The 22,676-nt window shown below is 53.9% G+C and carries 24 protein-coding genes; 13 read left to right on the top strand and 11 right to left on the bottom strand.

Annotation, left to right across the window (positions count from 1 at the left end; translation table 11 throughout):
* Window positions 1–75: 75 nt before the first annotated feature.
* Genes bioD through bioB form a run of 4 tightly spaced genes read right to left on the bottom strand, consistent with a single transcriptional unit; the run spans window position 76 to window position 3,671 of the window.
* Window positions 76–750: a dethiobiotin synthase gene (gene bioD / locus EH228_RS02725; protein ID WP_152320159.1), complete on the bottom strand. Its 675-nt coding sequence runs from the start codon at window positions 748–750 to the stop codon at window positions 76–78.
* Entirely contained in the window at window positions 743–1,501 is a 759-nt protein-coding gene (gene bioC / locus EH228_RS02720; protein WP_152320158.1) for a malonyl-ACP O-methyltransferase BioC, read from the bottom strand. The genes bioD and bioC overlap by 8 nt, the downstream gene beginning before the upstream one ends.
* Complete coding sequence (gene bioF / locus EH228_RS02715; protein ID WP_152320157.1) at window positions 1,482–2,639, bottom strand: 8-amino-7-oxononanoate synthase; 1,158 nt, start codon at window positions 2,637–2,639, stop codon at window positions 1,482–1,484. Before bioF ends, bioC begins: the two co-directional genes overlap by 20 nt.
* On the bottom strand, window positions 2,640–3,671 hold the full coding sequence (bioB, locus tag EH228_RS02710; protein ID WP_152320156.1) for a biotin synthase BioB: 1,032 nt from the start codon (window positions 3,669–3,671) through the stop codon (window positions 2,640–2,642).
* A gap of 93 nt (window positions 3,672–3,764) precedes the next feature.
* Between bioB and bioA the strand changes: the two genes are divergently transcribed.
* The 4 genes from bioA (at window position 3,765) to EH228_RS02695 (ending at window position 6,593) form a co-directional block, all read left to right on the top strand.
* A complete protein-coding gene (gene bioA / locus EH228_RS02705) occupies window positions 3,765–5,054 on the top strand; it encodes an adenosylmethionine--8-amino-7-oxononanoate transaminase (RefSeq protein ID WP_152320155.1) in 1,290 nt (429 codons plus the stop codon).
* A 212-nt stretch (window positions 5,055–5,266) separates the two neighbouring features.
* The gene (locus EH228_RS20115) at window positions 5,267–5,425 is read left to right on the top strand and encodes a hypothetical protein (RefSeq protein ID WP_193323254.1); all 159 of its coding nucleotides are present in this window, start codon (window positions 5,267–5,269) and stop codon (window positions 5,423–5,425) included.
* Window positions 5,422–6,102, top strand: a complete 681-nt coding sequence (locus EH228_RS02700) for a type 1 glutamine amidotransferase domain-containing protein (protein ID WP_152320154.1) — start codon at window positions 5,422–5,424, stop codon at window positions 6,100–6,102. The genes EH228_RS20115 and EH228_RS02700 overlap by 4 nt, the downstream gene beginning before the upstream one ends.
* Window positions 6,103–6,116: 14 nt before the next feature.
* Window positions 6,117–6,593: a kinase inhibitor gene (locus EH228_RS02695; protein ID WP_152320153.1), complete on the top strand. Its 477-nt coding sequence runs from the start codon at window positions 6,117–6,119 to the stop codon at window positions 6,591–6,593.
* A gap of 262 nt (window positions 6,594–6,855) precedes the next feature.
* On the opposite strand, the gene pgl is transcribed toward EH228_RS02695, so the two are convergent.
* Entirely contained in the window at window positions 6,856–7,851 is a 996-nt protein-coding gene (gene pgl / locus EH228_RS02690) for a 6-phosphogluconolactonase (RefSeq protein ID WP_152320152.1), read from the bottom strand.
* Window positions 7,852–7,997: 146 nt separating this feature from the next.
* On the opposite strand from pgl, the gene EH228_RS02685 reads away from it, so the two are divergent.
* Window positions 7,998–8,816 carry a pyridoxal phosphatase gene (locus EH228_RS02685; RefSeq protein WP_152320151.1) on the top strand — a complete coding sequence of 273 codons (819 nt, stop codon included), beginning with the start codon at window positions 7,998–8,000 and terminating at the stop codon, window positions 8,814–8,816.
* Window positions 8,817–8,822: 6 nt separating this feature from the next.
* On the opposite strand, the gene modC is transcribed toward EH228_RS02685, so the two are convergent.
* The 4 genes from modC to EH228_RS02665 all read right to left on the bottom strand — a co-directional run bounded on the left by modC (window position 8,823) and on the right by EH228_RS02665 (window position 11,648).
* On the bottom strand, window positions 8,823–9,881 hold the full coding sequence (modC, locus tag EH228_RS02680; protein ID WP_152320150.1) for a molybdenum ABC transporter ATP-binding protein ModC: 1,059 nt from the start codon (window positions 9,879–9,881) through the stop codon (window positions 8,823–8,825).
* Complete coding sequence (modB, locus tag EH228_RS02675; RefSeq protein WP_152320437.1) at window positions 9,881–10,570, bottom strand: molybdate ABC transporter permease subunit; 690 nt, start codon at window positions 10,568–10,570, stop codon at window positions 9,881–9,883. The genes modC and modB overlap by 1 nt, the downstream gene beginning before the upstream one ends.
* Window positions 10,570–11,340, bottom strand: a complete 771-nt coding sequence (modA, locus tag EH228_RS02670; protein ID WP_152320149.1) for a molybdate ABC transporter substrate-binding protein — start codon at window positions 11,338–11,340, stop codon at window positions 10,570–10,572. The genes modB and modA overlap by 1 nt, the downstream gene beginning before the upstream one ends.
* Before the next feature lie 155 nt (window positions 11,341–11,495).
* Window positions 11,496–11,648 carry an AcrZ family multidrug efflux pump-associated protein gene (locus tag EH228_RS02665; protein WP_152320148.1) on the bottom strand — a complete coding sequence of 51 codons (153 nt, stop codon included), beginning with the start codon at window positions 11,646–11,648 and terminating at the stop codon, window positions 11,496–11,498.
* 146 nt (window positions 11,649–11,794) lie between these two features.
* Here EH228_RS02665 and modE point away from each other — a divergent pair, with 146 nt between their 5' ends.
* The 7 genes from modE (at window position 11,795) to gpmA (ending at window position 19,228) form a co-directional block, all read left to right on the top strand.
* A complete protein-coding gene (gene modE / locus EH228_RS02660) occupies window positions 11,795–12,574 on the top strand; it encodes a molybdenum-dependent transcriptional regulator (RefSeq protein WP_152320147.1) in 780 nt (259 codons plus the stop codon).
* Window positions 12,575–12,649: 75 nt separating this feature from the next.
* Complete coding sequence (modF, locus tag EH228_RS02655; RefSeq protein ID WP_152320146.1) at window positions 12,650–14,125, top strand: molybdate ABC transporter ATP-binding protein ModF; 1,476 nt, start codon at window positions 12,650–12,652, stop codon at window positions 14,123–14,125.
* A gap of 191 nt (window positions 14,126–14,316) precedes the next feature.
* The gene (locus tag EH228_RS02650) at window positions 14,317–14,889 is read left to right on the top strand and encodes a cysteine hydrolase family protein (protein WP_152320145.1); all 573 of its coding nucleotides are present in this window, start codon (window positions 14,317–14,319) and stop codon (window positions 14,887–14,889) included.
* A gap of 203 nt (window positions 14,890–15,092) precedes the next feature.
* Window positions 15,093–16,139, top strand: a complete 1,047-nt coding sequence (gene galT / locus EH228_RS02645) for a galactose-1-phosphate uridylyltransferase (RefSeq protein WP_152320144.1) — start codon at window positions 15,093–15,095, stop codon at window positions 16,137–16,139.
* Between the two features lie 2 nt (window positions 16,140–16,141).
* On the top strand, window positions 16,142–17,290 hold the full coding sequence (gene galK / locus EH228_RS02640; protein WP_152320143.1) for a galactokinase: 1,149 nt from the start codon (window positions 16,142–16,144) through the stop codon (window positions 17,288–17,290).
* The gene (gene galM, locus EH228_RS02635) at window positions 17,284–18,318 is read left to right on the top strand and encodes a galactose-1-epimerase (RefSeq protein ID WP_152320142.1); all 1,035 of its coding nucleotides are present in this window, start codon (window positions 17,284–17,286) and stop codon (window positions 18,316–18,318) included. The genes galK and galM overlap by 7 nt, the downstream gene beginning before the upstream one ends.
* Before the next feature lie 157 nt (window positions 18,319–18,475).
* Window positions 18,476–19,228, top strand: a complete 753-nt coding sequence (gene gpmA, locus EH228_RS02630; protein ID WP_152320141.1) for a 2,3-diphosphoglycerate-dependent phosphoglycerate mutase — start codon at window positions 18,476–18,478, stop codon at window positions 19,226–19,228.
* A gap of 91 nt (window positions 19,229–19,319) precedes the next feature.
* Here the strand turns inward: gpmA and aroG are convergent, their stop codons facing one another.
* Window positions 19,320–20,372, bottom strand: coding sequence for a 3-deoxy-7-phosphoheptulonate synthase AroG (gene aroG, locus EH228_RS02625; protein WP_152320140.1), 1,053 nt, complete (start codon window positions 20,370–20,372; stop codon window positions 19,320–19,322).
* 646 nt (window positions 20,373–21,018) lie between these two features.
* Here aroG and zitB point away from each other — a divergent pair.
* Entirely contained in the window at window positions 21,019–21,951 is a 933-nt protein-coding gene (gene zitB, locus EH228_RS02620; protein WP_152320139.1) for a CDF family zinc transporter ZitB, read from the top strand.
* A 2-nt stretch (window positions 21,952–21,953) separates the two neighbouring features.
* On the opposite strand, the gene pnuC is transcribed toward zitB, so the two are convergent.
* Window positions 21,954–22,670 (bottom strand): nicotinamide riboside transporter PnuC, encoded by a 717-nt coding sequence (gene pnuC, locus EH228_RS02615; protein WP_152320138.1) that lies wholly within the window; start codon window positions 22,668–22,670, stop codon window positions 21,954–21,956.
* Window positions 22,671–22,676 lie beyond the last annotated feature (6 nt).

Genomic DNA, 22,676 nt, shown 5'->3' with positions numbered 1-22,676 from the left:
GCATGGAATGAATAGCACCCTACAGAAGAACAGGCTCCGTTCTCCTGTAGGGAGTATTCAGGTGCTCAGGAAGAATTATGCCGGTAATCGCACATACTGCCCCAATTGCTCAAACTGGGCACGATGAGTCAGGAACGGTATCTCCCCCAACATCGGTGCAGGAAGACGCGCTTTCAGGCTTGCCAGATAGTCAGCATGACGCTTACCGGGCGGCAGAATATCATTGGCAATCCAGCCAGCCAGCCTCAGTCCGCTGGACTGAATGGCCTGCGCTGTCAGCATCGCATGGTTAATACATCCCAGCTTCACCCCTACCACCAATACCACCGGTAACTGCTCCTGTATCACCCAGTCGGCAAAGGTGGTTTCTGCCGAAAGTGGCGTAAACCAACCTCCGGCCCCTTCGGTCAGCACCCAGTCAGCCTGACGGGTCAGCGCCGCCAACCCGGCGGAAAGCTGCGAAAAATGGATCGGCCGCCCTTCTTCGGCACTGACAATATGTGGCGATGTGGCTTCAAAAAAAGCCAGGGGATTAATACAGTCATAGGACAGAGACAACACACTGTTCTGCTGCAAAGCCAGTGCATCACTGTTGCGAATACCTTCAGCGGTCATTTCACAACCTGAAGCCACCGGTTTGTAACCCACGCAGCGAAAACCCGCCGCTTTCGCCGCCTGCAGCAACGCGGTACTGGCAACCGTTTTTCCAACGTCGGTATCGGTGCCGGTAACAAACCAACGCTCACTCACAATCAATCACTCCATAAACCAGATGATAACTGAGCAAAAAGCCCCGCGAGTCCCGCGGCCAGTACAACGCCAGGTGCTGCAACTGTCTGCGGCTGAGCACGGTGCCGCTGCGTCCCTGGTGCAGATGAGTCGCGCCAATCCCTTTCAGGGAACGCAGTGCGCTGAGCACATCCGGAAAACCCAGCGTTAACGTTTGTGGATATAGCTGTGCTCGTAGCGACTGTCCGGCTTCATTAATGGATTCGACACTGAGAAAACGATTTACCGGCGCGGGCAGGTCGAGTGCATGCCAGGCGGAATGCAGCTCGTTGAGCGATCCGGCTGCCAGCGTTGAGAACAGCACCTGTCCGCCCGGCAACGTCACACGTCGCAGCTCTGTCATCGCCAAACTTAAATCACTGCACCACTGCACCGCAAGGTTACTCCAGCACAGATCAAACCTCGGTTCAGTAAAGGGCAACGCCTCGATATCACCGATTTCATAATGGTCGGCGCAGTGCTGTGAACGGGCCTGCATCAACATTTCTGCTGACAGATCCAGCGCGGTGACGTGGTTGCCAGCACGGCGCCAGCGTTGGCTGAACCATCCCGAACCACATCCAGCATCCAGCACTTTCTGCCCTGTCTGACGGCGCGCGTAGAATGCCAGTTGTTCACCACTCCGACGCTGGAGCTCGGCATAATGATTATAACATCGCGCCGCCCGCCCGAAGGCCCGGGCTATCGCCTGCTTATCGACGGTTTGCCTCATGCAGCGCCTCCAGTAACCGTGCTATATCTTCCTGTCGGTGTGCCGCACTCAGGGTAATACGCAACCTGGCGGTACCCGGCGGCACCGTGGGAGGACGAATGGCCGTCACCCAGCACCCCTGCAGGCGCAGAACCTCCGCCAACCGCAACGCATGGTTTTCTTCACCCACGATCAGTGGCTGGATGGCGGTGGAAGAAGGCTGAATCGCCAGCCCCAGTTGCCCTGCTCCCCGGCGGAACTGCGCAATATTACCTTGCAATCGTTCGCGCAGTTCATCCCCTTGCTGGATGCAAGACAACGAGGCTTGCAGAGCACAAACCTGGGCGGGTGGCATCGCCGTGCTATAAATCAGATGGCGAGCGAACTGCAGCAGATAATCTGCGCTATCAACACCACAAAGTACCGCTGCGCCGCTCAGACCAAAAGCTTTGCCGAAGGTCACCACCAGCAGCTCAGGCTTCACTCGCTGCTGCCAACAACTCCCCCGGCCCTGCTCGCCAGTGACGCCAATACCGTGAGCATCGTCAACCAATAACCAGCCGTCGTGATGTTGGGCCAATTGATGCAACTCCACCAGCGGCGCACAGTCACCGTCCATACTGAACACGCCTTCCGTGACCACCAGTTTTTCACCGTCATCCTGCGGACTGTGAAATAATTTAACCAGCGAGTCAGGCTGATTATGGGCGAAACGCCGTAACGTCGCCGGGCTGAGCGCTGCGGCCTCCAACAACGAGGCATGTGCCAATTTATCGGCAAAAATGTGATCACCTTTTCCCAACATCGCCGCAATAATGGCCTGATTCGCGGCAAATCCAGAAATAAACAATAATGCCCGCGGGTAACCAAGCCAGTCCGCCAGTTGCTGTTCAAACTCGTCGTGTACGGCGCTATACCCCGTCACATGACCTGAGCCTCCCGCTCCCACGCCGTAACGCCTGGCCCCCTTCTGCCAGGCGGAGACGATCCGAGGATCATGACTCAGACCGAGATAATCATTCGCGGCAAAATTCAGGTACTGTCGTCCATCAACCTGCAGAGTTCGTGCATCTCCCCGCTGATTGACCTGGCGCTGGCGGAATTGCCCTTTTTCCCGGCGCGTATTGAGCGCCTGGCTGATACGATGTTGCCAACTCATTTATACCGCCGCGTTATAGAACATATCGGTGTCAGCATGCAGTAACTGCCCGGTCAACGCCTGCTGCTGCTCGTTATCGCCAGCGTCGGTGGTGGTCTGTTGAGGATTCAACCCCAGCTTGCGGAACAGTTGCATATCTTTGTCTTCTTCCGGGTTCGGCGTCGTCAGCAGCTTGCAGCCATAGAAGATTGAGTTGGCACCAGCCATAAAGCACATGGCCTGAGTCTGCTCCGTCATGGATTCACGACCCGCGGAAAGACGAACATATGAGGTTGGCATCATGATACGCGCCACGGCAATGGTACGAATGAAATCAAAGGGATCGACATCGTCATTATCGGCCAGAGGCGTGCCTTTCACTTTCACCAGCATATTGATCGGCACACTTTCCGGTGGCGTCGGCAGGTTAGCTAACTGTACCAACAGCCCCGCGCGATCATTGACCGTTTCGCCCAGTCCAACAATGCCGCCAGAACACACTTTGATGCCCGCCTCACGTACTTTACTCAGCGTATCCAGACGCTCCTGATAGCTACGGGTCGTAATGATGCTGCCGTAAAATTCCGGTGAGGTGTCAAGGTTATGGTTATAAAAATCCAACCCGGCATCAGCCAGACGCTGCGCCTGTTCGCGACTCAACGTCCCCAGCGTCATACAGGTTTCCATTCCCATTTCCCTGACCCCTTTCACCATCTGCTCAAGATAAGGCATATCGCGATCATGGGGGTTTTTCCATGCAGCTCCCATGCAAAAACGGCCAGAACCTGCGGCCTTAGCCTTACGAGCCGAGTTCAAAACCTCTTCTACTTCCATCAGACGCTCGGATTCCAGCCCGGTTTTATAGCGGGCGCTCTGCGGACAGTATTTACAGTCTTCCGGGCAGGCACCGGTCTTGATCGACAGCAGCGTGCTGACCTGTACCTGACGGGGATCAAAATGCTGGCGGTGGATCTGCTGCGCTTCAAACATCAATTCGAGAAAAGGTTTATCAAACAGGGCCTGAGCCTGTGCGATTGTCCAGCGGTTTGCCATTGCTTGCTCCAAAAGAATCTGTCGTTTGGTTTGTGGTCTCTGTCTGGCTATAATTGTAAACTAATTTTTTTAAATTTGGTTTACAATAAAATTATGACCCCTTCCGACCTGGCATTTGATCGCGAACATATCTGGCACCCCTATACCTCAATGAGCAAACCATTGCCGGTATATCCGGTGGTCGCAGCACAGGGAACCACCCTGATACTGGCCGATGGGCGCGAGCTGGTTGATGGCATGTCCTCCTGGTGGGCCGCGATCCACGGCTATAATCACCCCCGGCTGAATCAGGCAATGAACGCACAGATTGCGCAGATGTCACATGTCATGTTTGGTGGCATGACTCATCCTTCAGCTGTCGCACTGTGCCGTAAACTGGTCACCATGACTCCGGAAGGTCTGGAATGTGTGTTCCTGGCGGATTCGGGATCGGTGGCGGTTGAAGTGTCGATGAAAATGGCGCTGCAATACTGGCAAGCGCGTGGCGAACGGCGCCAGCGTTTCCTTACCCTGCGCAATGGCTATCACGGCGATACCTTTGCGGCTATGTCGGTTTGCGATCCGCAAAATTCCATGCACAGCCTCTATCAGGGCTACCTGCCCAGCCACCTGTTCGCCACCGCGCCCACCAGCCGTTTTGCCGGGCAATGGCAGGAAGAAGATATTGATGATTTCGCTGGCTTAATTCGCCAGCATGCCAATGAACTGGCCGCCGTCATCCTTGAGCCCATTGTGCAAGGCGCGGGCGGTATGCGCTTTTATCATCCAGGCTATTTACAGCGGGTACGCGAGCTTTGTGATCGCCACAATGTCCTGTTGATAGCCGATGAAATTGCCACCGGTTTTGGTCGCACAGGTACATTGTTTGCCTGTGAACATGCGGGAATTTCACCCGACATTATGTGCGTCGGTAAAGCCCTGACCGGTGGCACCATGACCCTTTCCGCCACGCTGACCACCCGCGAAGTGGCGAATATCATCAGCAACGGCGAGGCGGGTTGCTTTATGCATGGTCCAACGTTTATGGGCAATCCGCTGGCTTGCGCCGTCGCCAGTGAGAGTCTGGCGATACTGCAGGAAAATCACTGGCAGCAGCAAGTCGCCGCGATGGAAACACAGTTGCGCTCGGCCCTGCTGCCGTTACAGGAAAAAGAATTGGTAGCGGATATTCGCGTGCTGGGCGCGATTGGCGTTGTTGAAAGCCGCCTTCCGGTAAATATGGCCCGGCTGCAAGCCTTCTTCGTGGAGCGCGGCGTATGGATCCGCCCTTTTGGTAAGCTTATCTATCTGATGCCGCCTTATGTTATCCAGCCAGAGGCGTTAACCAGGCTGACCGATGCCATCGCCGAAGCGGTTGAGCAACCGGCCCTGTTTCTATCCTGATGGTCATCATCAACCGTAAGCAAAATCCAGTGCTGCCATCACAGCACCGCGCCCTGAACAAGCAGCACTGGTTATCAATGGACATCGCGGAACTGAAATTTCACCCCACACCATCGTACCATGGAGACGCATTTTCCCGCTGACGCCAGGCGCGGCGGACGCTAATACACCCGGCTTTTAGCTGACGGGCTCCCGCAAAAGCGGGAAAACGTATGCCGAAAAATAAACTAACCTATTACGGTCATCGTTTCGTCTTTCACGAAGATATCATCAACACGCCGCAAACCTTTATTAGCATGCTGGAAAGAAAGAATTTCGGCAAAGTGCTCATCAGGGTGGCCTGCGATCAACCGATAAGGAGAACAGGATGAAAGTCTTAATGGTGCTGACATCGCATGATCAACTGGGCAATACCGGCAAAAAAACCGGATTCTGGCTGGAGGAGTTTGCCGCACCGTATTACGTTTTCCGTGATGCGGGCATTAATGTCGTGCTGGCTTCTCCAGCAGGGGGACTACCTCCTCTGGACCCGAAAAGCGATGAACCGGAGGCACAATCCGGCGACACTGAACGGTTTCACCAGGATATCGCCGCGCAGCAAGCGCTGGCGAATACCCAACAGCTGGAGACTATCGACAGTTGCAAATTCGATGCGCTATTTTATCCTGGCGGTCACGGCCCGTTGTGGGACCTGGCAGAAGACAAACACAGCATCGAGTTGATCGAAAGTTTTTATGCTAATGGCAAGCCTGTGGGTGCGGTTTGCCACGCCCCTGGCGTGCTACGTCACGCTAAAAAGCCGGATGGCAGCGCGCTGGTCGCCGGCAAATATGTGACCGGTTTTAGCAACAGCGAAGAGCGCGCCGTTGGGCTGACAAATGTGGTACCTTTTCTGGTCGAGGATGCTCTGACCGCACTGGGTGCCAATTATGAAAAAACCGCTGACTGGGGAGTTTTTACCCTGACAGACGGTCATCTGGTCACCGGACAGAATCCCGCATCCTCCGCCGCCGCAGCCAAAGCGCTGCTGAAACTGCTTCACCAATAACACCAGGAGGTGGAATGAAACTAACAAGCCAGGATTTCAACGATGGCGCAAAACTGCCAGAACGCCAGGTCTTTAACGGTATGGGTTATAGCGGAGATAACCTCTCTCCCCATCTGGCATGGGACGATGTACCGCCAGGAACCAAAAGTTTTGCGGTGACCTGTTTCGATCCCGATGCGCCAACCGGCTCTGGCTGGTGGCACTGGGGCGTGGCCAACCTGCCAGCCGATACCCGTATGCTGCCACAAGGCGCAGGTTCCGGGGTGGGCGACCTGCCGGCTGGCGCCGTACAGATCCGTACCGATTTCGGTAGCGCGCAATACGGCGGCGCGGCACCGCCAAAAGGCGAGAGCCATCGCTATATTTTTACGGTGTATGCGCTGGATGTCGACAAACTGGACGTGAATGAGGACGTGAGTGGCGCTTATCTGGGCTTTAACATCCATTTCCATCAACTGGCCAGTGCCTCGATTACCGCGATATACAGCTGACGGCAACCGCACCTGCCACTAAATCCGTAGAGATTGAACCACTAAACGCCTGATACTGCTAATTGGGCGTTTTTTAATGGCAGATTGAAGACTGGCTCGATAAATCTCTCCGTTTTAACAGCAGTAGTGACTGACCATGGTCTTTTTTTTAAACACCAGAGGCGTAATTTACGCCTCCTGTCATCTTATCGCTTTATCGCTGCCGGAAACACAGCCCGCTATCGTTATTCCTGGGCTCAGAGGGGCCGGCTCACGCGTCTTGTCAGACCGTCGTCATCACTACCCACATCGGCCCTTGCCCCACGGCATAGCGCGCCAGCGGTTGCAGTAATCCCTGCTCTCCTGCAATTTTATACACCGCAATATGGTGCGATTTCTGTCCCGCCACGACCAGATATTTGCCCTGATTATCAATGTTAAAGCCACGCGGCTGGGTTTCGGTCGGCTGATGGCCCTCCACCGTCAACAAACCGCCATCTTCACTGACGCTGAACACCGTCAGAATGCTGGCGGTCCGGTCACAGCTGTAAAGATGTCGGCCATCCGGCGTCAGATGGATATCGGCAGCCCAGCGCGTTGCGCTAAAACCCGCCGGCATCATATCCAGACTCTGTACGCGCTCCACTTCACCACGAACATTATTCAGTTGCCAGACATCAACCGTGCTGTCCAGTTCGTTCACGCAGTAGGCATACTGCTGGTTAGGGTGGAACACCATATGACGCGGCCCGGCCCCAGCCACAGTGTCAATCTGAGCCTGTTTGTGCGGCTGCAGTTGACCGTTTTCCTGCAGATCGAACAGACAGATACGATCCTGCTTCAGCGCCGGAACAAACAGCGTTTTGTTGCGTAGATCAATGTTAGCGGAGTGACACCCCTCCAGCCCGCTGATCACCTGCAGCGGTTCACCCGGCAGGCCATCTTCACCGACTGGCGTCACACTGACACAGGCATTATTGTAAGAACCAACGAAAATAAACCGCCCCTGACGATCAGTCGAAATGTGTGTCGGACTGCCCGGCAGCGCGGCATGACCCGCTTCCTTCAGCTTGCCTTCATTGTCAATTTTATAGGCAATAACACGGAATTCAGGACGCACGCCGACATAGAGAAAACGATGATCAGGGCTGACCACCATCGGCTGAACCTGGCCTGGCACATCCACGACCTGCAGCAGGGTAAGCACGCCATCATCATTGAGTTGCCAGGCATGAATCTGCTGGCTTTCCGGACTGGCGGTATAAACGATTTGCTTCATGAATTCTCCTTTTTCAGGGGTTCTTTTGACCACAGCGTAGCGTGTTTTTTCTCGCCGCGTGGAGGGATTTGTGGCAGACCATTTTGTCCGGCATCTCGCAAGGTGTACACTCAGACTATCCTGTTTTTCCACTTTCGGAACTGTGTATGAGTTATCGCGTCATTGCTTTGGACCTGGACGGCACCCTGTTAACACCCCGTAAAACCATTCTTCCTGCCTCGCTGGACGCATTGAAGAAAGCACGCGAAGCAGGCGTTAAGGTGATTATCGTCACCGGTCGCCACCATGTTGCTATCCATCCTTTTTATCAGGCCCTGGCACTGGATACACCTGCAATCTGCTGTAATGGTACCTATTTGTATGATTATCATGCAAAAAAGGTACTAAAATCCGATCCTTTGCCAAAAGAGCAGGCGTTACAGGTGATTGACATGCTGGATCAGGCGGCGATCCACGGGCTGTTGTATGTTGATGATGCCATGCTCTATCAGACCGAAACCGGTCACGTCACCCGCACCCTTAACTGGGGACGCTCTTTACCCGAGCATCAGCGTCCGGTGTTTGAACAGGTAGAAAGCCTGAGTAAAGCGGCGGAACAGGCCCGCTCAATCTGGAAATTCGCCCTGTCCCACCCTGATACCCACGCATTACAACGCTTTGCTGAACAGGTAGAACATGAAATGGGCCTGGCCTGTGAATGGTCATGGCACGACCAGGTGGATATCGCCAAAGCCGGTAACAGCAAAGGCAAGCGCCTGGCGGAATGGGTTGCCGCTGAAGGATTGCAGATGAGTGACGTGCTGGCTTTTGGCGATAACTACAACGATCTGAGTATGCTGGAAACGGTCGGTCTGGGCGTGGCGATGGGCAATGCTGACGAGGCGATTAAAGCGCGTGCCGACCGCGTTATCGGCAGCAATCTGGAGCCAGGCATTGCCGAGACTATCTGTCGCGAAGTCCTGTAGTATCGCTCAAAGGGTGATTGCCACACTCTTGATCTGCGCATAAAGTCGCATTCCTGGCTTGATCATCAGTTCATCACACGCCCAGGGCGTGATCCGCGCCCACATCTCACTTTGCCCCACTAGCAGCTTCACTTCTGTTTGCTGATCAATTTCCAGCAATTCCATCACCTGGGCAGGAACCACGTTACGGATACTGCTGTTAAGCGGCGGCTGCAGCACCAGAGAGACGTCTGCTGACTGAATACGGATCCGCAGCAAGGTGTTCAACGGTGCCTCAATCCGGCTGACCCAGATCGGCTGGTTGCCCAACGACAATGCCGTCATCGCATAATGCGGATGTTGCTCAAGCACCCGAACCCGGAGCACTGTACTCTGCTCCGCTCTCGGCAACCATGGGCGCATCACACTGCTGGCCCAGACCTTTTCCAGCGTTCCAAACGCCTTAACTTCACCGTTATCCAGTACCATCACGTTGTCCGCCAACTGCAAAATTTCATCCAGACTGTGGCTGACATAGAGGATGGGGATCGCCACCTGCTGCGCCAGTTTCTGCAGATACGCCAACAGCTCACGCTTACGCGGCAAATCCAGCGAGGCCAGCGGTTCATCCATCAGCAAAATTTCTGGTGCGGTCAGCAGCGCCCGCCCTATTGCCACCCGCTGTTTCTCACCGCCGGACAACGAACGCGGAAATCGATTCAGTAGTGCTTCAATGCCCAGCAAGCGCACCAGCGCATCAAACCGCGGACGCATATTTTTTGCCATGCCATATTCGAGATTCCCACGCACACGATAGTGCGGAAACAACCGTGACGCCTGGAACACATACCCTATTCGTCGTTTTTCCGGTGGCAGACTCAGTCCACTCGCCGCATCGTACAATCGCCTGCCGTTCAGCGAAATATAACCTGACTGGGGTTGAGTTAAGCCGCCGATCGCGTTGATCAGCGAGGTTTTCCCCGCACCTGACACACCAAAGATCGCGGTGATGCCCTGCGCGGGAAGCTGAGCGTCAACCCGCAGCATATGGTTACCCAGGCGTTGGGTAAAATTTAATTCCAGCATCACTCCCCCAGCCGCTTACGGCCCCAGCGGGTCAGCCATTCAGAAGCCCACAGCGAACAAATCGCCAGTATAATAGCGATCACACAAAGCCGTGCCGCTGCGTTTTCCGCTCCGGGCGTTTCAATCAACGTATACATGGCAGAAGGAATGGTGCGCGTTTCTCCCGGAATGTTAGACACAAAGGTAATGGTCGCGCCGAACTCACCCAGTGAACGGGCAAACGCCAGTACGGTGCCGGCGATAATACCCGGCATGGTCAGCGGTAAGGTGATGGTGAAAAAGACCCGCCAGCGTCCGGCCCCCAACGTGCGCGCCGCCTGTTCCAGCTTACTGTCCACCCCTTCCAGCGCCAGACGTATGGCTCTGACCATCAGCGGGAAGGCAATCACCGCCGAGGCCAGCGCCGCGCCGCGCCAACTGAAAGCAAAAGTGAAACCGAACCAGTCGTAGAGGTATTCGCCAATCAAGCCACGACGACCAAAGCCGATCAACAGCAGATACCCCACCACCACTGGCGGCAACACCAACGGCAGGTGGATCAGGCTATCAAGCAGGGTTTTGCCTGGGAAGCGACAACGGACCAGGATCCAGGCGATCAGGATCCCGCACGGCAGACTACAGATCACCGCCACACTGGAAACTTTCAGACTCAGGGCGACAGCCTGCCATTCGGGGTCACTCAGCAGCATCATTCAGGCGTAAATCCGTAACGTTTGAACACGGCGGCGGCTTCCGGGCCTTTCAGATAGTCATAAAATGCCGTGACAGCGGCCGAGTGATGACCTTTGAGTATCGCCATGGGGTATTTGACCGGTGGGTGGCTGTCTGGCGGAAACACGCCCACCACCGTGACTTTTTTACTGGCAATGGCATCAGAACCATAGACAATACCGTAAGGCGTTTCGTTACGTTCAACCAGCGCCAGCGCAGCACGTACGCTGTTGCCTCGGGCCAGTACTGGCTCCAGTGTTTCCCAGGCCCCCAAATTCTGCAACGCCTCTTTGGCGTAGATCCCCGCCGGAACATGATCCGGATCGCCGACGGAAAGGCGCTGACCTTTCAGCAGACTTTTCCAGTCGGTGGATTTAGCAATAGTGACCGGCTGTGGGTTGCCTGCGGTCGGTGCCACCAGCACCAGATCGTTGCCCAGCAGCGTCACCCGACTGGACTCATCAATCAGGCGCTTCTGTGCGACATAATCCATCCACTGCTGATCGGCGGAGATAAACAGATCAACTGGCGCGCCTTGATCAATCTGGCGCGCCAGCGTGGAAGAAGAGGCAAAGGAAGACACCACCTTGACATCCTTGCTTTTCTGATACTGCTCAGCAATATCCTGTAGCGCGTTGGTCAGGGAAGCGGCAGCAAAAACGGTAATATTCTCTGCCGCGACAGCATAACCCGCTACGCTGACGCTGAGCACAGTACCGACAAATAAATGACGTAATGTCGCAGACATGGTGTTCTCCAGAGGTTTTCGTTATGTAGCCGATACTATAACGAGCCCCGAAACACTGTCATGGAGTTTATCGCCAGAAACAGCAGGAAGTTGAGGTAACGCAAGAAAACACACGCCCGGACAAAGCCGGACATGCTGTAGAAAGACGTTTTTACTTACTGGCGGTTTTTCGCTGGCTGGTCGCGGTGACCAATTTTGGAGATAACGTTAAATACTTCACCCAGACCGTAAATCAGTCCCATTATGATTGCCATCACCACAGGAACCATGAGGATAGCTTCCCCAAGACCCTTCAGTAATTCCAGCATGCTAACCTCCAATGCCTTACTTGAAAAAGCCATTGTATCTACAGCGAAAAAAAGTGCACTGACCTTTTGTGCGTTTTACCCATTTTTACGTTTATATTCCATTACGATATACAATCCAGAGAACCCTATTTTATTGCGGAGCGATTATGCAGGCCGAACTCACCCTGATCCTGAAACTGCAGCAGCGTCTGTTTGCCGACCCACGTCGCATCGAACTACTCAAACAAATTCAGCATACTGGCTCAATCAGCCAGGGAGCCAAACTGGCAGGCATCAGCTACAAAAGCGCCTGGGATGCGATCAACGAGATGAACCAACTGGCGGACCGTACCCTGGTCGAGCGAGCAACAGGCGGTAAAGGCGGCGGCGGCGCCCTGGTCACGGCTTATGGTGAGCGGCTAATCCAGCTATTTGCACTCATGGAGCAAATTCAGCAGAAAGCGTTTGATGTCCTGCAGGATGATGTACCGCTGGGCAGCCTGCTGGGCGCGATTGCCCGTTTCTCGCTACAGACCAGCGCCCGAAATCAACTGTTCGGCACCGTCGTACAGCGTGATGCTCAGTCGGTACAACAGCATGTAACGGTGTTGCTGGCCGATGGCGCCACCCGCATTAAGGCCGCGCTGACCGAGCAAAGTGCGAACCGTCTCTCTCTGACCACCGGCAAGGAGGTGCTGGTGTTGATCAAAGCCCCGTGGATCGATGTCACCCTCATCTCTTCCACTGCGGATAATCAGCTAAACGGTACACTGAGCCATCTGGAACGCGGTGAATCACATAGCGAAGTGCTGATAACGCTACCGGGCGGTGAAACCTTGTGCGCCACGCTGAGCACTCAGCGAGTGGACGAACAAAAACTTCAGCCCGGGCAAGCTGTCATAGCACATTTTAATGCCGACCAGGTGATTATTGCCACACTGCTCTGAGAGCCATGACAACATTTGACATTGCAGCCGTGGGCGATTAATAGTTTGGGTACAATGCATAAAATGGAATAAACAATGTCAACGTTGCATATTTCGCAAGGCACGTTTCACCTGAGTGCCAACCGAACTCTGACCCTGAATGAACTGACGTTGCAGTCCGGTGAGAGCTGGGCTTTTGTTGGCGCTAACGGCAGCGGAAAATCCTCGCTGGCGCGCGCGTTATCCGGCGAACTACAAGCGGCAAAAAGCACGGTGGAAAATCAGTTTATGCACCCTGCCCGCCTTTCACTGGAACAATTACAACAATTGGTGTCAGCTGAATGGCAGCGCAACAACACCGATCTGCTCAGCCCTGGGGAAGATGACTCGGGACGCACCACAGCCGAAATCATTCAGGACGAGGTGAAGGACAGCACACGCTGCCAGCAACTGGCCGACTTGTTCGGTATTCCCCATCTGCTTGATCGCCGCTTCAAATACCTCTCCACCGGAGAAACCCGCAAGACGCTGTTATGTCAGGCATTAATGGCTGAACCCGATTTATTGATCCTTGATGAGCCGTTTGATGGGCTGGATGTCGCCTCACGCGCCAACCTGGCTCAGGTGCTGGCGACACTGCATCTGCAGGGCCACACCATCGTGCTGGTACTCAACCGTTTTGATGATATTCCTGATTTTATCGAAAAAGTGGGCGTACTGGCGGAATGTACGCTGACCCATGTTGGCCCGCGCAATGAAATCCTCGCCGAAGCGCTGGTGGCCCAACTGGCACACAGTGAACGCCTGCAGGGAATGACGCTGCCGGAACCCGACGATGCCACCCTGAAACCGGTATTAGCGGCAGGCGCGCCGTTGATTGTGCTACGCGACGGCGTGGTTTCCTATAATGACAAACCGATCCTTAATCATCTGGACTGGGAAGTGAAGCCTGGCCAGCACTGGCAAATAGTGGGCCCGAATGGCGCCGGAAAATCCACCCTGCTGAGTCTGGTCACCGGCGATCATCCCCAGGGGTACAGCAACGATCTGACGCTGTTTGGCCGCCGTCGTGGTAGTGGCGAAACCATCTGGGATATCAAACAGCATATTGGCTACGTCAGCAGCAGCCTGCATCTGGACTATCGCGTCAGTAGCAGTGTGCGTAACGTGATCATCTCCGGATACTTTGATTCTATCGGTATTTATCAAGCCGTTTCCGATCGTCAGCACTTCCTCGCCAGACAGTGGTTGCAATTGTTGGGCATGGACGGCCCACTGGCCGATGCCCCATTCCACGGTCTGTCATGGGGCCAACAACGCCTGGTGCTGATTGCGCGCGCGCTGATCAAACACCCGGCATTACTGATCCTCGATGAACCCTTACAAGGCCTTGATCCAATTAACCGCCAGTTGGTACGTCGTTTTGTCGACGTGCTGATAAGTGAAGGTGAGAGCCAATTGCTGTTCGTTTCGCATCATGCGGAAGATGCCCCGCAGTGTATCACCCACCGCCTGACCTTTGTCCCGGACGGTGACACATATCGCTATCAGCAGGACAGTCTGCGTCATTGAGCGACGCCAACACGGAAACCCGGGCCTCAGACTCGTCGGCGCGTAAAAAAACGCCCATAACAACGGGTTCCCGGCCTGGGTTTCCCGCGTGTTGAACCGCCCTACAGCTCAACACATCTGGCAACACATACAGGCGGCAGTTTCATCCGGGCTTTTTATCATTAACGGACAGCCTTTTATCAGGAGACGTTATGCCCGCTGCGCTGCTTATTTTAAATTTAATTGACGATATTGCATCCTGCCGCGGCAGGGCGAATCATGCTTTTCAGCAACTGACCTCGCGCGAGGTGATAAACCGGGTGAATGCCGTGGCGATCTACGCCCGCGTGCGCAAAATTCCGGTTATCTGGAGCCGCATCGGCTTCAGTGATGACTACCATGATCTGCCTGCCCATTCACCGCTATTTGCCCAGATGAAACTGGTTGGGGCTTTACGCCTGCACTCACCGGGGGGGCAGTGGCTACCCGATGTACAAATTGATCCTGTCGATCTGCAATTCCATCACACTGGCCTGAGCGCCTTCACTGGTAACAATTTGTTAGCCTGGTTACAGCGACATCAGCGTCATCGTCTGCTGCTGGGTGGGCTAAGTTCCTGTCTGTCCATTGAGAGTACCGTGCGAGAAGCGCACGAACGGGGGATCCCGGTCACGGTACTGGAAGATCTCTGCGCCTCAGACAGCGAAACCAGCCACCTGCAGAGTATGGAAAATCTGCAGCGTATTGCGACAATCACCACCTCCCTTCAGTGGATGCAACCCTGACGCTATAAATGTAACCGCTACCACTAACCATCAATAACTCTGCCATATTTATGGATTCTTTTGTCATTTATCCGGACATTTAGCAATTTCACGCTTGTGTAAACGATTCCATTTATTCAGACTCGATCACGCTTTGTTTTCCCACACTATGCTATTTTTCGCTAAAGCTACCAGGATATTAAAGATGGTTACCAGGACTCAACATGCAAAAATTTAACCCAGCCGATCACCCACATCGCCGCTATAACCCACTGACTGATCAGTGGGTTCTGGTTTCACCGCACCGCGCCAAACGCCCCTGGCAGGGCGCGCAGGAGACCGCATCTCAACATCAACTGCCGGCTCACGACCCGGACTGTTTTTTATGTCCTGGTAATACACGTGTGACGGGCGATAAAAATCCGGATTACACCGGCACCTGGGTTTTCACCAACGATTTTGCCGCGCTGATGAGCGATACGCCGGAAGCGCCCGAAAACGATGATGTCCTGATGCGCTACGCCAACGCGCGTGGCACCAGTCGGGTGATTTGCTTTTCGCCAGACCACAGCAAAACGCTGCCTGAACTCAGCGTCTCTGCTCTGGAAGAGGTCGTCAGGACCTGGCAAGAACAGACCGCCGACCTCGGCCAACGTTACCCATGGGTACAAGTCTTTGAGAACAAAGGGGCAGCAATGGGCTGCTCAAATCCTCACCCGCACAGTCAGGTCTGGGCCAACAGTTTTCTGCCTAATGAAGCGCAGCGTGAAGACGATTTGCAGCGTGCTTATTTCGAGCAACACCAGTCGCCAATGCTGGTGGATTACACCGCTCGCGAGCTGAATGATGGTCGCCGCACGGTAGTCGAAACCACACACTGGCTGGCGGTAGTGCCGTGGTGGGCAGCATGGCCATTTGAAACGCTGCTGTTGCCCAAAGCACATTGTCGCCGTCTGGTCAGTCTGACCGATGCGCAACGTCAGGATCTGGCGCTGGCATTGAAAAAGTTGACCAGCCGTTATGACAATCTGTTCCATTGCTCTTTTCCGTACTCTATGGGCTGGCACGGCGCGCCGTTTAATGACAAAGCTAACGATCACTGGCAGCTACATGCTCACTTCTATCCTCCATTACTGCGCTCCGCCACGGTACGCAAATTTATGGTGGGGTATGAAATGCTGGCGGAAGCCCAGCGTGATTTAACCGCGGAGCAGGCAGCAGAACGTCTGCGTTCCGTAAGTGATATTCATTTCCGCGAGACGGGAGCATAGCCATGACCTTAAAAAACGCTACCCACCAAATTTTTACCGACAAGTTTGGCTATACCGCTGACCATACGTTCCAGGCTCCTGGTCGCGTTAACCTGATCGGTGAACATACTGATTACAATGATGGCTTCGTTCTGCCTTGCGCGATCGACTACCAAACGGTGATCGCCTGCGCCCGGCGAGATGATCGTCAGGTTCGGGTTATCGCCGCCAATTACGATAATCAGCAAGATACCTTCTCCCTTGATACGCCAATCCTGACGCATCAAGACCAAATGTGGTCTAACTATGTCCGTGGCGTGATTAAACATCTGCAAAAACGGCATCACGATTTTGGCGGCGTGGACATGGTCATTGCCGGCGATGTGCCGCAAGGGGCGGGTCTGAGCTCTTCCGCTTCGCTGGAAGTGGCGGTCGGAACGGTTTTCCAGCAGCTCTATCATCTGCCGCTGGATGGCGCGGAAATTGCGGTCAACGGCCAGGAAGCGGAGAACCAGTTCGTCGGCTGCAACTGCGGCATTATGGACCAGTTGATCTCAGCGCTGGGCAAAAAAGACCATGCCATGTTGCTGGACTGCCGGACACTGGGTACCCGTCCGGTTCCCATGCCACCAGATATCGCGGTGGTGATTATTAATTCAAACTTCCGCCGCAACCTGGTGGGCAGCGAGTACAATACCCGCCGACAGCAATGCGAAACCGGAGCGCGTTTCTTCGCCCAGACCTCACTGCGCGATGTTGATTTTAACCCGTTCAAGTCCGTTGAGGATGCGCTGGATCCGGTGGTCGCTAAACGTGTGCGTCACGTGCTGACCGAAAACGCCCGTACGCTGGAAGCCGCCGATGCACTGGCGAAAGGCGACCTCGCACGGATGGGCGTATTAATGGCTGAATCTCATGCGTCGATGCGGGATGACTTTGAAATTACCGTCCCACCCATTGATATGCTGGTTGACATCGTGAAAACCACGCTGGGCGATCGCGGCGGCGTACGCATGACCGGTGGCGGCTTTGGCGGCTGTGTGGTAGCGCTGATGCCGCAGGATCAGGTGGATACGGTTAAGGCCGCCGTGGCGGAGCAGTATGCCGCGCGATCTGGCCTCAAAGAAACCTTTTATGTCTGTAAAGCCTCGGCGGGAGCGGGTCAATGTTAACCATTTCTTCTCATGCACCGGACGGTCTGCCATGGCATATCACCACGCTACGTAATGCCGGAGGGATGGTGGCAACATTTATGGACTGGGGGGCGACCTGGCTGTCAGCCCGGGTACCGATGAGCGACGGTACGGTACGCGAAGCGCTGTTGGGTTGCGCCACACCATCCGATTACCTACACCAGTCAGCCTGGTTAGGGGCCACTGTCGGCCGTTACGCCAACCGAATCGCCAACGCGACCATCAGCGCTAACGGCAAAACATATCAGTTAGTTGCCAACCAGGGGGCGCATCAGCTCCATGGCGGACCACAAGGTTTCAGTCACCGCCGCTGGCAAATCGTCCGGCAGGCAGAACAGGAAGTGGAATATCAGTTGAACGCTGTCGATGGTGATCAGGGCTATCCAGGTCATCTACTGGTGACCCTGCGCTATCGTCTGGAGGATGACAATACCCTGTCGATCAACTATCAGGCGACGGTGGACAAGGCCTGCCCGGTGAATCTCACCAATCATGCCTATTTCAATCTCGATGCTCAGCATGGCGATGCACGCCATCACCGCCTGCAACTGCATGCCGGGCACTATCTTCCCGTTAACAGCGAAGGTATCCCCCACGTCGGTCTACAAGCGGTCGACGGCACCGGCTTTGATTTTCGTCAGCCAAAAATTATCGCCCAGGATTTCCTACTGGATGAAGACCAGAGAGTGGTAAAAGGCTATGATCATGCCTTCCTGTTGAGCAACAGGGCCGAATCTCAGCCCGCAGCAGAACTGTGGTCGGCTGACGGTCGGCTGCAACTGAGTGTCTTTACCCGCGCCCCTGCCCTGCAATTTTACTCGGGAAATTATCTGGCTGGCACCCCGTCTCGCCATCAGGGAGTCTATACTGCCTGTCAGGGGATCGCTCTGGAAAGTGGGTTTTTACCTGATTCGCCGAATCATCCAGAGTGGCCACAACCTGACTGTTGGCTGCAACCGGGTGAATTGTATCAATCGACCACGCGTTATCGCCTGACCGCGGTTTGATTAAGCGCATGAAAATCACGCATCGTGCACGCTACAGGCTTACTTGCTGTGAAGAATTCCGTTATGGTAATGGCCAGCAAAAATTGCGACGGACTGTGTCGGGCAATTTTCAGTTTACCATTATCTTAGAAACGTCAGATTATTAAGGAGTTAAGCTATGGCTGTAACTAAGCTGGTTCTGGTACGTCACGGCGAAAGCCAGTGGAACAACGAAAACCGCTTTACCGGATGGTACGATGTGGAGCTGTCCGATAAAGGACGTACTGAAGCGAAAGCGGCGGGCCAACTGCTGAAAAAAGAAGGTTTCACCTTCGACTTCGCTTACACTTCAGTGCTAAAACGTGCTATCCACACGCTGTGGAGCATCCTGGACGAAGTGGATCAGGCGTGGCTACCGGTTGAAAAATCCTGGCGTCTGAACGAGCGTCACTACGGTGCGCTGCAGGGTCTGGATAAAGCTGAAACTGCCCAAAAATACGGCGATGATCAGGTTAAACAGTGGCGTCGCGGCTTCGCTGTAACGCCACCCGCTCTGGAGCGGACGGATGAACGTTTCCCAGGTCATGATCCTCGTTATGCCTCATTAACCGCTGAGCAATTGCCCACCACGGAAAGCCTGGCGCTAACGATTGAGCGCGTACTGCCATACTGGAATGAATCTATTCTGCCGCGCATGAAGAAAGGCGAGAAAGTGATCATTGCTGCGCACGGTAATTCCCTGCGCGCCCTGGTTAAATATCTCGACAACATGAGCGAAGCAGAGATCCTGGAGCTGAACATCCCTACCGGCGTACCGCTGGTCTATGAGTTCGACGAAAACTTCAAGCCCGTCAAACATTACTATTTGGGTGATGCCGACGAAATCGCCGCGAAAGCTGCAGCCGTCGCTAACCAGGGTAAAGCAAAGTAAGCCATCAGTAAAAATCCGCCGTAAGGCGGATTCAAATGACTGACCAACCCCACGCGTTTAGGTGGGGCTGTTTTTTATCACCATGACACTTTTAGCGACGACGCGCTCGCACCGCATCGGCCAACTGACGCAGCACCTTCTCAGTATCAGCCCACCCAATACAGGCATCAGTCACACTCTTGCCATATACCGGCGGTTCGCCGCTTTCCAGACTCTGATTACCTTCCACCAGGTGGCTTTCAATCATCACGCCGATAATCGCTTTCTCACCGCCCGCAATCTGCTGCGCCACATCGTCCGCGACCAGCAATTGTTTCTGGAACTGCTTGCTGCTGTTGGCATGGCTGAAGTCAATCATCACCTGAGGTTCCAGACCGGCTTTCACCAACCCGGCTTTCACCGCATTAACATGGTGCGCGCTGTAGTTAGGTTCTTTACCGCCACGCAGAATAATGTGACAGTCACCGTTACCGGCGGTCTCAACGATCGCCGAGTGACCATATTTGGTCACCGAGAGGAAACTGTGAGGCGCACTGGCCGCATTAATCGCATCAATTGCCACCTTAATGGTACCGTCAGTGCCGTTTTTGAACCCTACCGGGCAGGACAGCCCCGATGCCAGCTCACGGTGAACCTGCGATTCCGTGGTCCGGGCGCCAATCGCGCCCCAGCTCATCAGATCGGCAACATACTGCGGGGTGATCATGTCTAAAAACTCCCCCGCTGCGGGTAATCCCGTGTCATTGATATCCAACAACAATTTACGGGCGATACGTAACCCGTCATTAATCTGATAACTGCCATCCATATGCGGGTCGTTAATCAACCCTTTCCAACCCACAGTGGTACGCGGCTTTTCGAAATAAACACGCATGACCACTTCCAGTGAATCACTGAGTTCTTCACGCAATTGCAATAAACGTCCGGCGTATTCTTTTGCCGCAACCGTATCGTGAATGGAACAGGGACCTATCACCACTAATAAACGGTCATCGGCTTTTTTCAGAATATGATGAATGGCCTGGCGGGCTTTCGCAACGGTTTGCGCGGCCATTTCCGTGGCAGGGTACTTTTCCAACAAGGCAACCGGAGGAAGAAGCTCTTTTATTTCTTTGATTCTTAAGTCATCATTCTGATAATTCATAATAATTCCAGTGTTTTTTCAGGCAATACTGCACACCAGGCGCATCGCTGCCAATTTATCGCGTGGGGGAACGGGTGTAAATCGACTTTGCGAAAATATCCCCCATCATTCTGCAGGCAATAAATACGCCAGCAGAGTTCAACCTGGCAACATTATATCCGCTCCCGTGCCGCTCAAAAACACATTTCGATTTTTACCCTGAAACCCTAATTAATCGGATATCCATGTTGCAAATTTGCTATTTTACGTCTTCTGCCGAGACGTCTGGTTCAATCGTTAAAAAACAGTCCAGATTACCCACCGAACCTTAAATGAAGATGATACCGCATGTTATTTAAAATCCGGAGGTAGTGGTTCACACGATTTTTTTATCCGTTCCGGGTGATAAGTATGCCAGGAGTAAGCATAAGAATAATGATGAATAAGTTTAGCCACCATTTACTGTCAGCAATGCTAAATCCAGGCAACTGTGTTCACTTTTTTCGTCATGAGTCTCCCTTATTTGTTATGCCATCATCCGTTTACGCTATTCTTGAACACACTGATTTCCTCAGAAAATTGCAGAGCGGAGCGCATCGAACATCTCCTGCTGAATTGAATTTATTGATACAATTAACAAGATATTTACTCAAAAAACTGGATATTTATGGCGCATACTCACTCTGAATCTAACGACAACCGTACTCGTCTGTTGATGGCTTTTCTGGTGACGGTTGTTTTTATGGTCGCGGAAGTCGCCGGCGGACTGATTTCCGGCTCACTGGCGTTACTGGCCGATGCCGGACATATGCTAACCGATACCGCGGCCCTGTTGATGGCGCTACTGGCAGTGCAATTTGCCCGCCGTAAACCCAATGCTCAACACACTTTTGGTCTGTTGCGGCTGACCACGCTCGCTGCTTTTGTTAATGCGATTGCGCTGCTGGTCATCACTATACTGATCGTCTGGGAAGCGGTTCGCCGCTTTATGCATCCGGAGCCGGTTGCAGGTGGCTTTATGCTGATTATCGCCATTGGCGGCCTGCTGGCCAATATCCTCTCTTTCTGGCTGTTACACCGCGGTAGCGAAGAGAAGAATCTCAATGTTCGCGCCGCAGCGCTGCATGTGCTGGGCGATCTGCTGGGCTCGGTCGGCGCCATTATCGCGGCGGTGATCATTATGTTAACCGGCTGGACTCCCGTCGATCCCATTCTGTCGGTCCTGGTTTCTTTGCTGGTACTGCGCAGCGCCTGGGGATTAATGAAAGAGAGTATTCATGAGCTGCTGGAAGGCGCGCCAACCTCGGTGGATGTGGAAAAGCTGAAGCTGGCGTTAACACGTGGCATTCCTGAAGTACGTAACGTTCACCATATTCATCTGTGGCAGGTCGGCGAAAAACCGGTAATGACGCTGCATGTGCAGGTTATCCCGCCTTATGATCACGATGCGTTGCTACACCGTATCCATGATTATCTGCATCAACATTATCAGATTGCACACGCCACAGTGCAGATGGAGTACCAGCATTGTGATAATAGCGACTGCGCGTTAGGCCAGAGCAACGCTGAGCACCAACACCCTACCCACGCGCATCACTGAGGTTAAGATAGCGCGCGTGAACCTTGTTCGCGGGCGCTTTTAATCCACAGCCAGCAACCATTTAGCGCAATCAGGGTGAGAATGGCATACTCCAGTGACATCGCATAAACGCCCTGACGGGCAAAGAGCATCACGCTAATTATGTTGATTATTACCCAAAGCAGCCAGTTTTCGACGTATTTCCGCGTCATCAAAATCATCGCCGCAATCGACAATACCATCAGGCAGGAATCCCAGAATGGGAAGGCGTCCGGCTGCAATGCTGGCATTGCGACCGACAGTCCCAGCCCCTGCATCAACGATACCGCCACGTGGGTCAGCCAGGCAAAGACCGGGTTAATGTACAATGTCATCAACCCAATCGCCACCACACAACTCCCCGCCCACCCCAGCGCTTTCGGCAGGGTCATCCAGCGGATGTGCAGCAGGTTCTGATTTTCTGCCGTCTGCCTGCTCCAGGCATACCAGCCATAGATATTGGCGACAAAGAAGAACACCTGTAACAGCAGGCTGGCGTAAAGTTGGATCTGGAAGAAAATCATCGCAAACAGCGTGACGTTGACGAGTCCAAAGGCATAATTGCTGATTTTTTCCAGGCTGGCGAGCCAGATACACAGTAAACCAGCCACTGTGCCAATGGCTTCAATCCATGAGAGATCGTAACCTCCCTTTCCCAGTGGAAGGTGAAGTAAAATGTTATGCGTGCTAAAAAAATCCATATTGCC

The organism is Erwinia endophytica (assembly GCF_009295515.1).
In the GTDB taxonomy this organism is placed as follows: Bacteria; Pseudomonadota; Gammaproteobacteria; order Enterobacterales; family Enterobacteriaceae; genus Erwinia; species Erwinia endophytica.
This window is presented reverse-complemented; position numbering and strand designations above follow the sequence as displayed.

Bases quoted from the DNA above. Each gene is read 5' to 3' on its own strand.
- bioC (WP_152320158.1), bottom strand. From the start codon at position 1,501: ATGAGGCAAACCGTCGATAAGCAGGCGATAGCCCGGGCCTTCGGGCGG.
- bioF (WP_152320157.1), bottom strand. From the start codon at position 2,639: ATGAGTTGGCAACATCGTATCAGCCAGGCGCTCAATACGCGCCGGGAA.
- bioB (WP_152320156.1), bottom strand. From the start codon at position 3,671: ATGGCAAACCGCTGGACAATCGCACAGGCTCAGGCCCTGTTTGATAAA.
- bioA (WP_152320155.1), top strand. From the start codon at position 3,765: ATGACCCCTTCCGACCTGGCATTTGATCGCGAACATATCTGGCACCCC.
- EH228_RS20115 (WP_193323254.1), top strand. From the start codon at position 5,267: ATGCCGAAAAATAAACTAACCTATTACGGTCATCGTTTCGTCTTTCAC.
- EH228_RS02700 (WP_152320154.1), top strand. From the start codon at position 5,422: ATGAAAGTCTTAATGGTGCTGACATCGCATGATCAACTGGGCAATACC.
- EH228_RS02695 (WP_152320153.1), top strand. From the start codon at position 6,117: ATGAAACTAACAAGCCAGGATTTCAACGATGGCGCAAAACTGCCAGAA.
- pgl (WP_152320152.1), bottom strand. From the start codon at position 7,851: ATGAAGCAAATCGTTTATACCGCCAGTCCGGAAAGCCAGCAGATTCAT.
- EH228_RS02685 (WP_152320151.1), top strand. From the start codon at position 7,998: ATGAGTTATCGCGTCATTGCTTTGGACCTGGACGGCACCCTGTTAACA.
- modC (WP_152320150.1), bottom strand. From the start codon at position 9,881: ATGCTGGAATTAAATTTTACCCAACGCCTGGGTAACCATATGCTGCGG.
- modB (WP_152320437.1), bottom strand. From the start codon at position 10,570: ATGCTGCTGAGTGACCCCGAATGGCAGGCTGTCGCCCTGAGTCTGAAA.
- modA (WP_152320149.1), bottom strand. From the start codon at position 11,340: ATGTCTGCGACATTACGTCATTTATTTGTCGGTACTGTGCTCAGCGTC.
- EH228_RS02665 (WP_152320148.1), bottom strand. From the start codon at position 11,648: ATGCTGGAATTACTGAAGGGTCTTGGGGAAGCTATCCTCATGGTTCCT.
- modE (WP_152320147.1), top strand. From the start codon at position 11,795: ATGCAGGCCGAACTCACCCTGATCCTGAAACTGCAGCAGCGTCTGTTT.
- modF (WP_152320146.1), top strand. From the start codon at position 12,650: ATGTCAACGTTGCATATTTCGCAAGGCACGTTTCACCTGAGTGCCAAC.
- EH228_RS02650 (WP_152320145.1), top strand. From the start codon at position 14,317: ATGCCCGCTGCGCTGCTTATTTTAAATTTAATTGACGATATTGCATCC.
- galT (WP_152320144.1), top strand. From the start codon at position 15,093: ATGCAAAAATTTAACCCAGCCGATCACCCACATCGCCGCTATAACCCA.
- galK (WP_152320143.1), top strand. From the start codon at position 16,142: ATGACCTTAAAAAACGCTACCCACCAAATTTTTACCGACAAGTTTGGC.
- galM (WP_152320142.1), top strand. From the start codon at position 17,284: ATGTTAACCATTTCTTCTCATGCACCGGACGGTCTGCCATGGCATATC.
- gpmA (WP_152320141.1), top strand. From the start codon at position 18,476: ATGGCTGTAACTAAGCTGGTTCTGGTACGTCACGGCGAAAGCCAGTGG.
- aroG (WP_152320140.1), bottom strand. From the start codon at position 20,372: ATGAATTATCAGAATGATGACTTAAGAATCAAAGAAATAAAAGAGCTT.
- zitB (WP_152320139.1), top strand. From the start codon at position 21,019: ATGGCGCATACTCACTCTGAATCTAACGACAACCGTACTCGTCTGTTG.
- pnuC (WP_152320138.1), bottom strand. From the start codon at position 22,670: ATGGATTTTTTTAGCACGCATAACATTTTACTTCACCTTCCACTGGGA.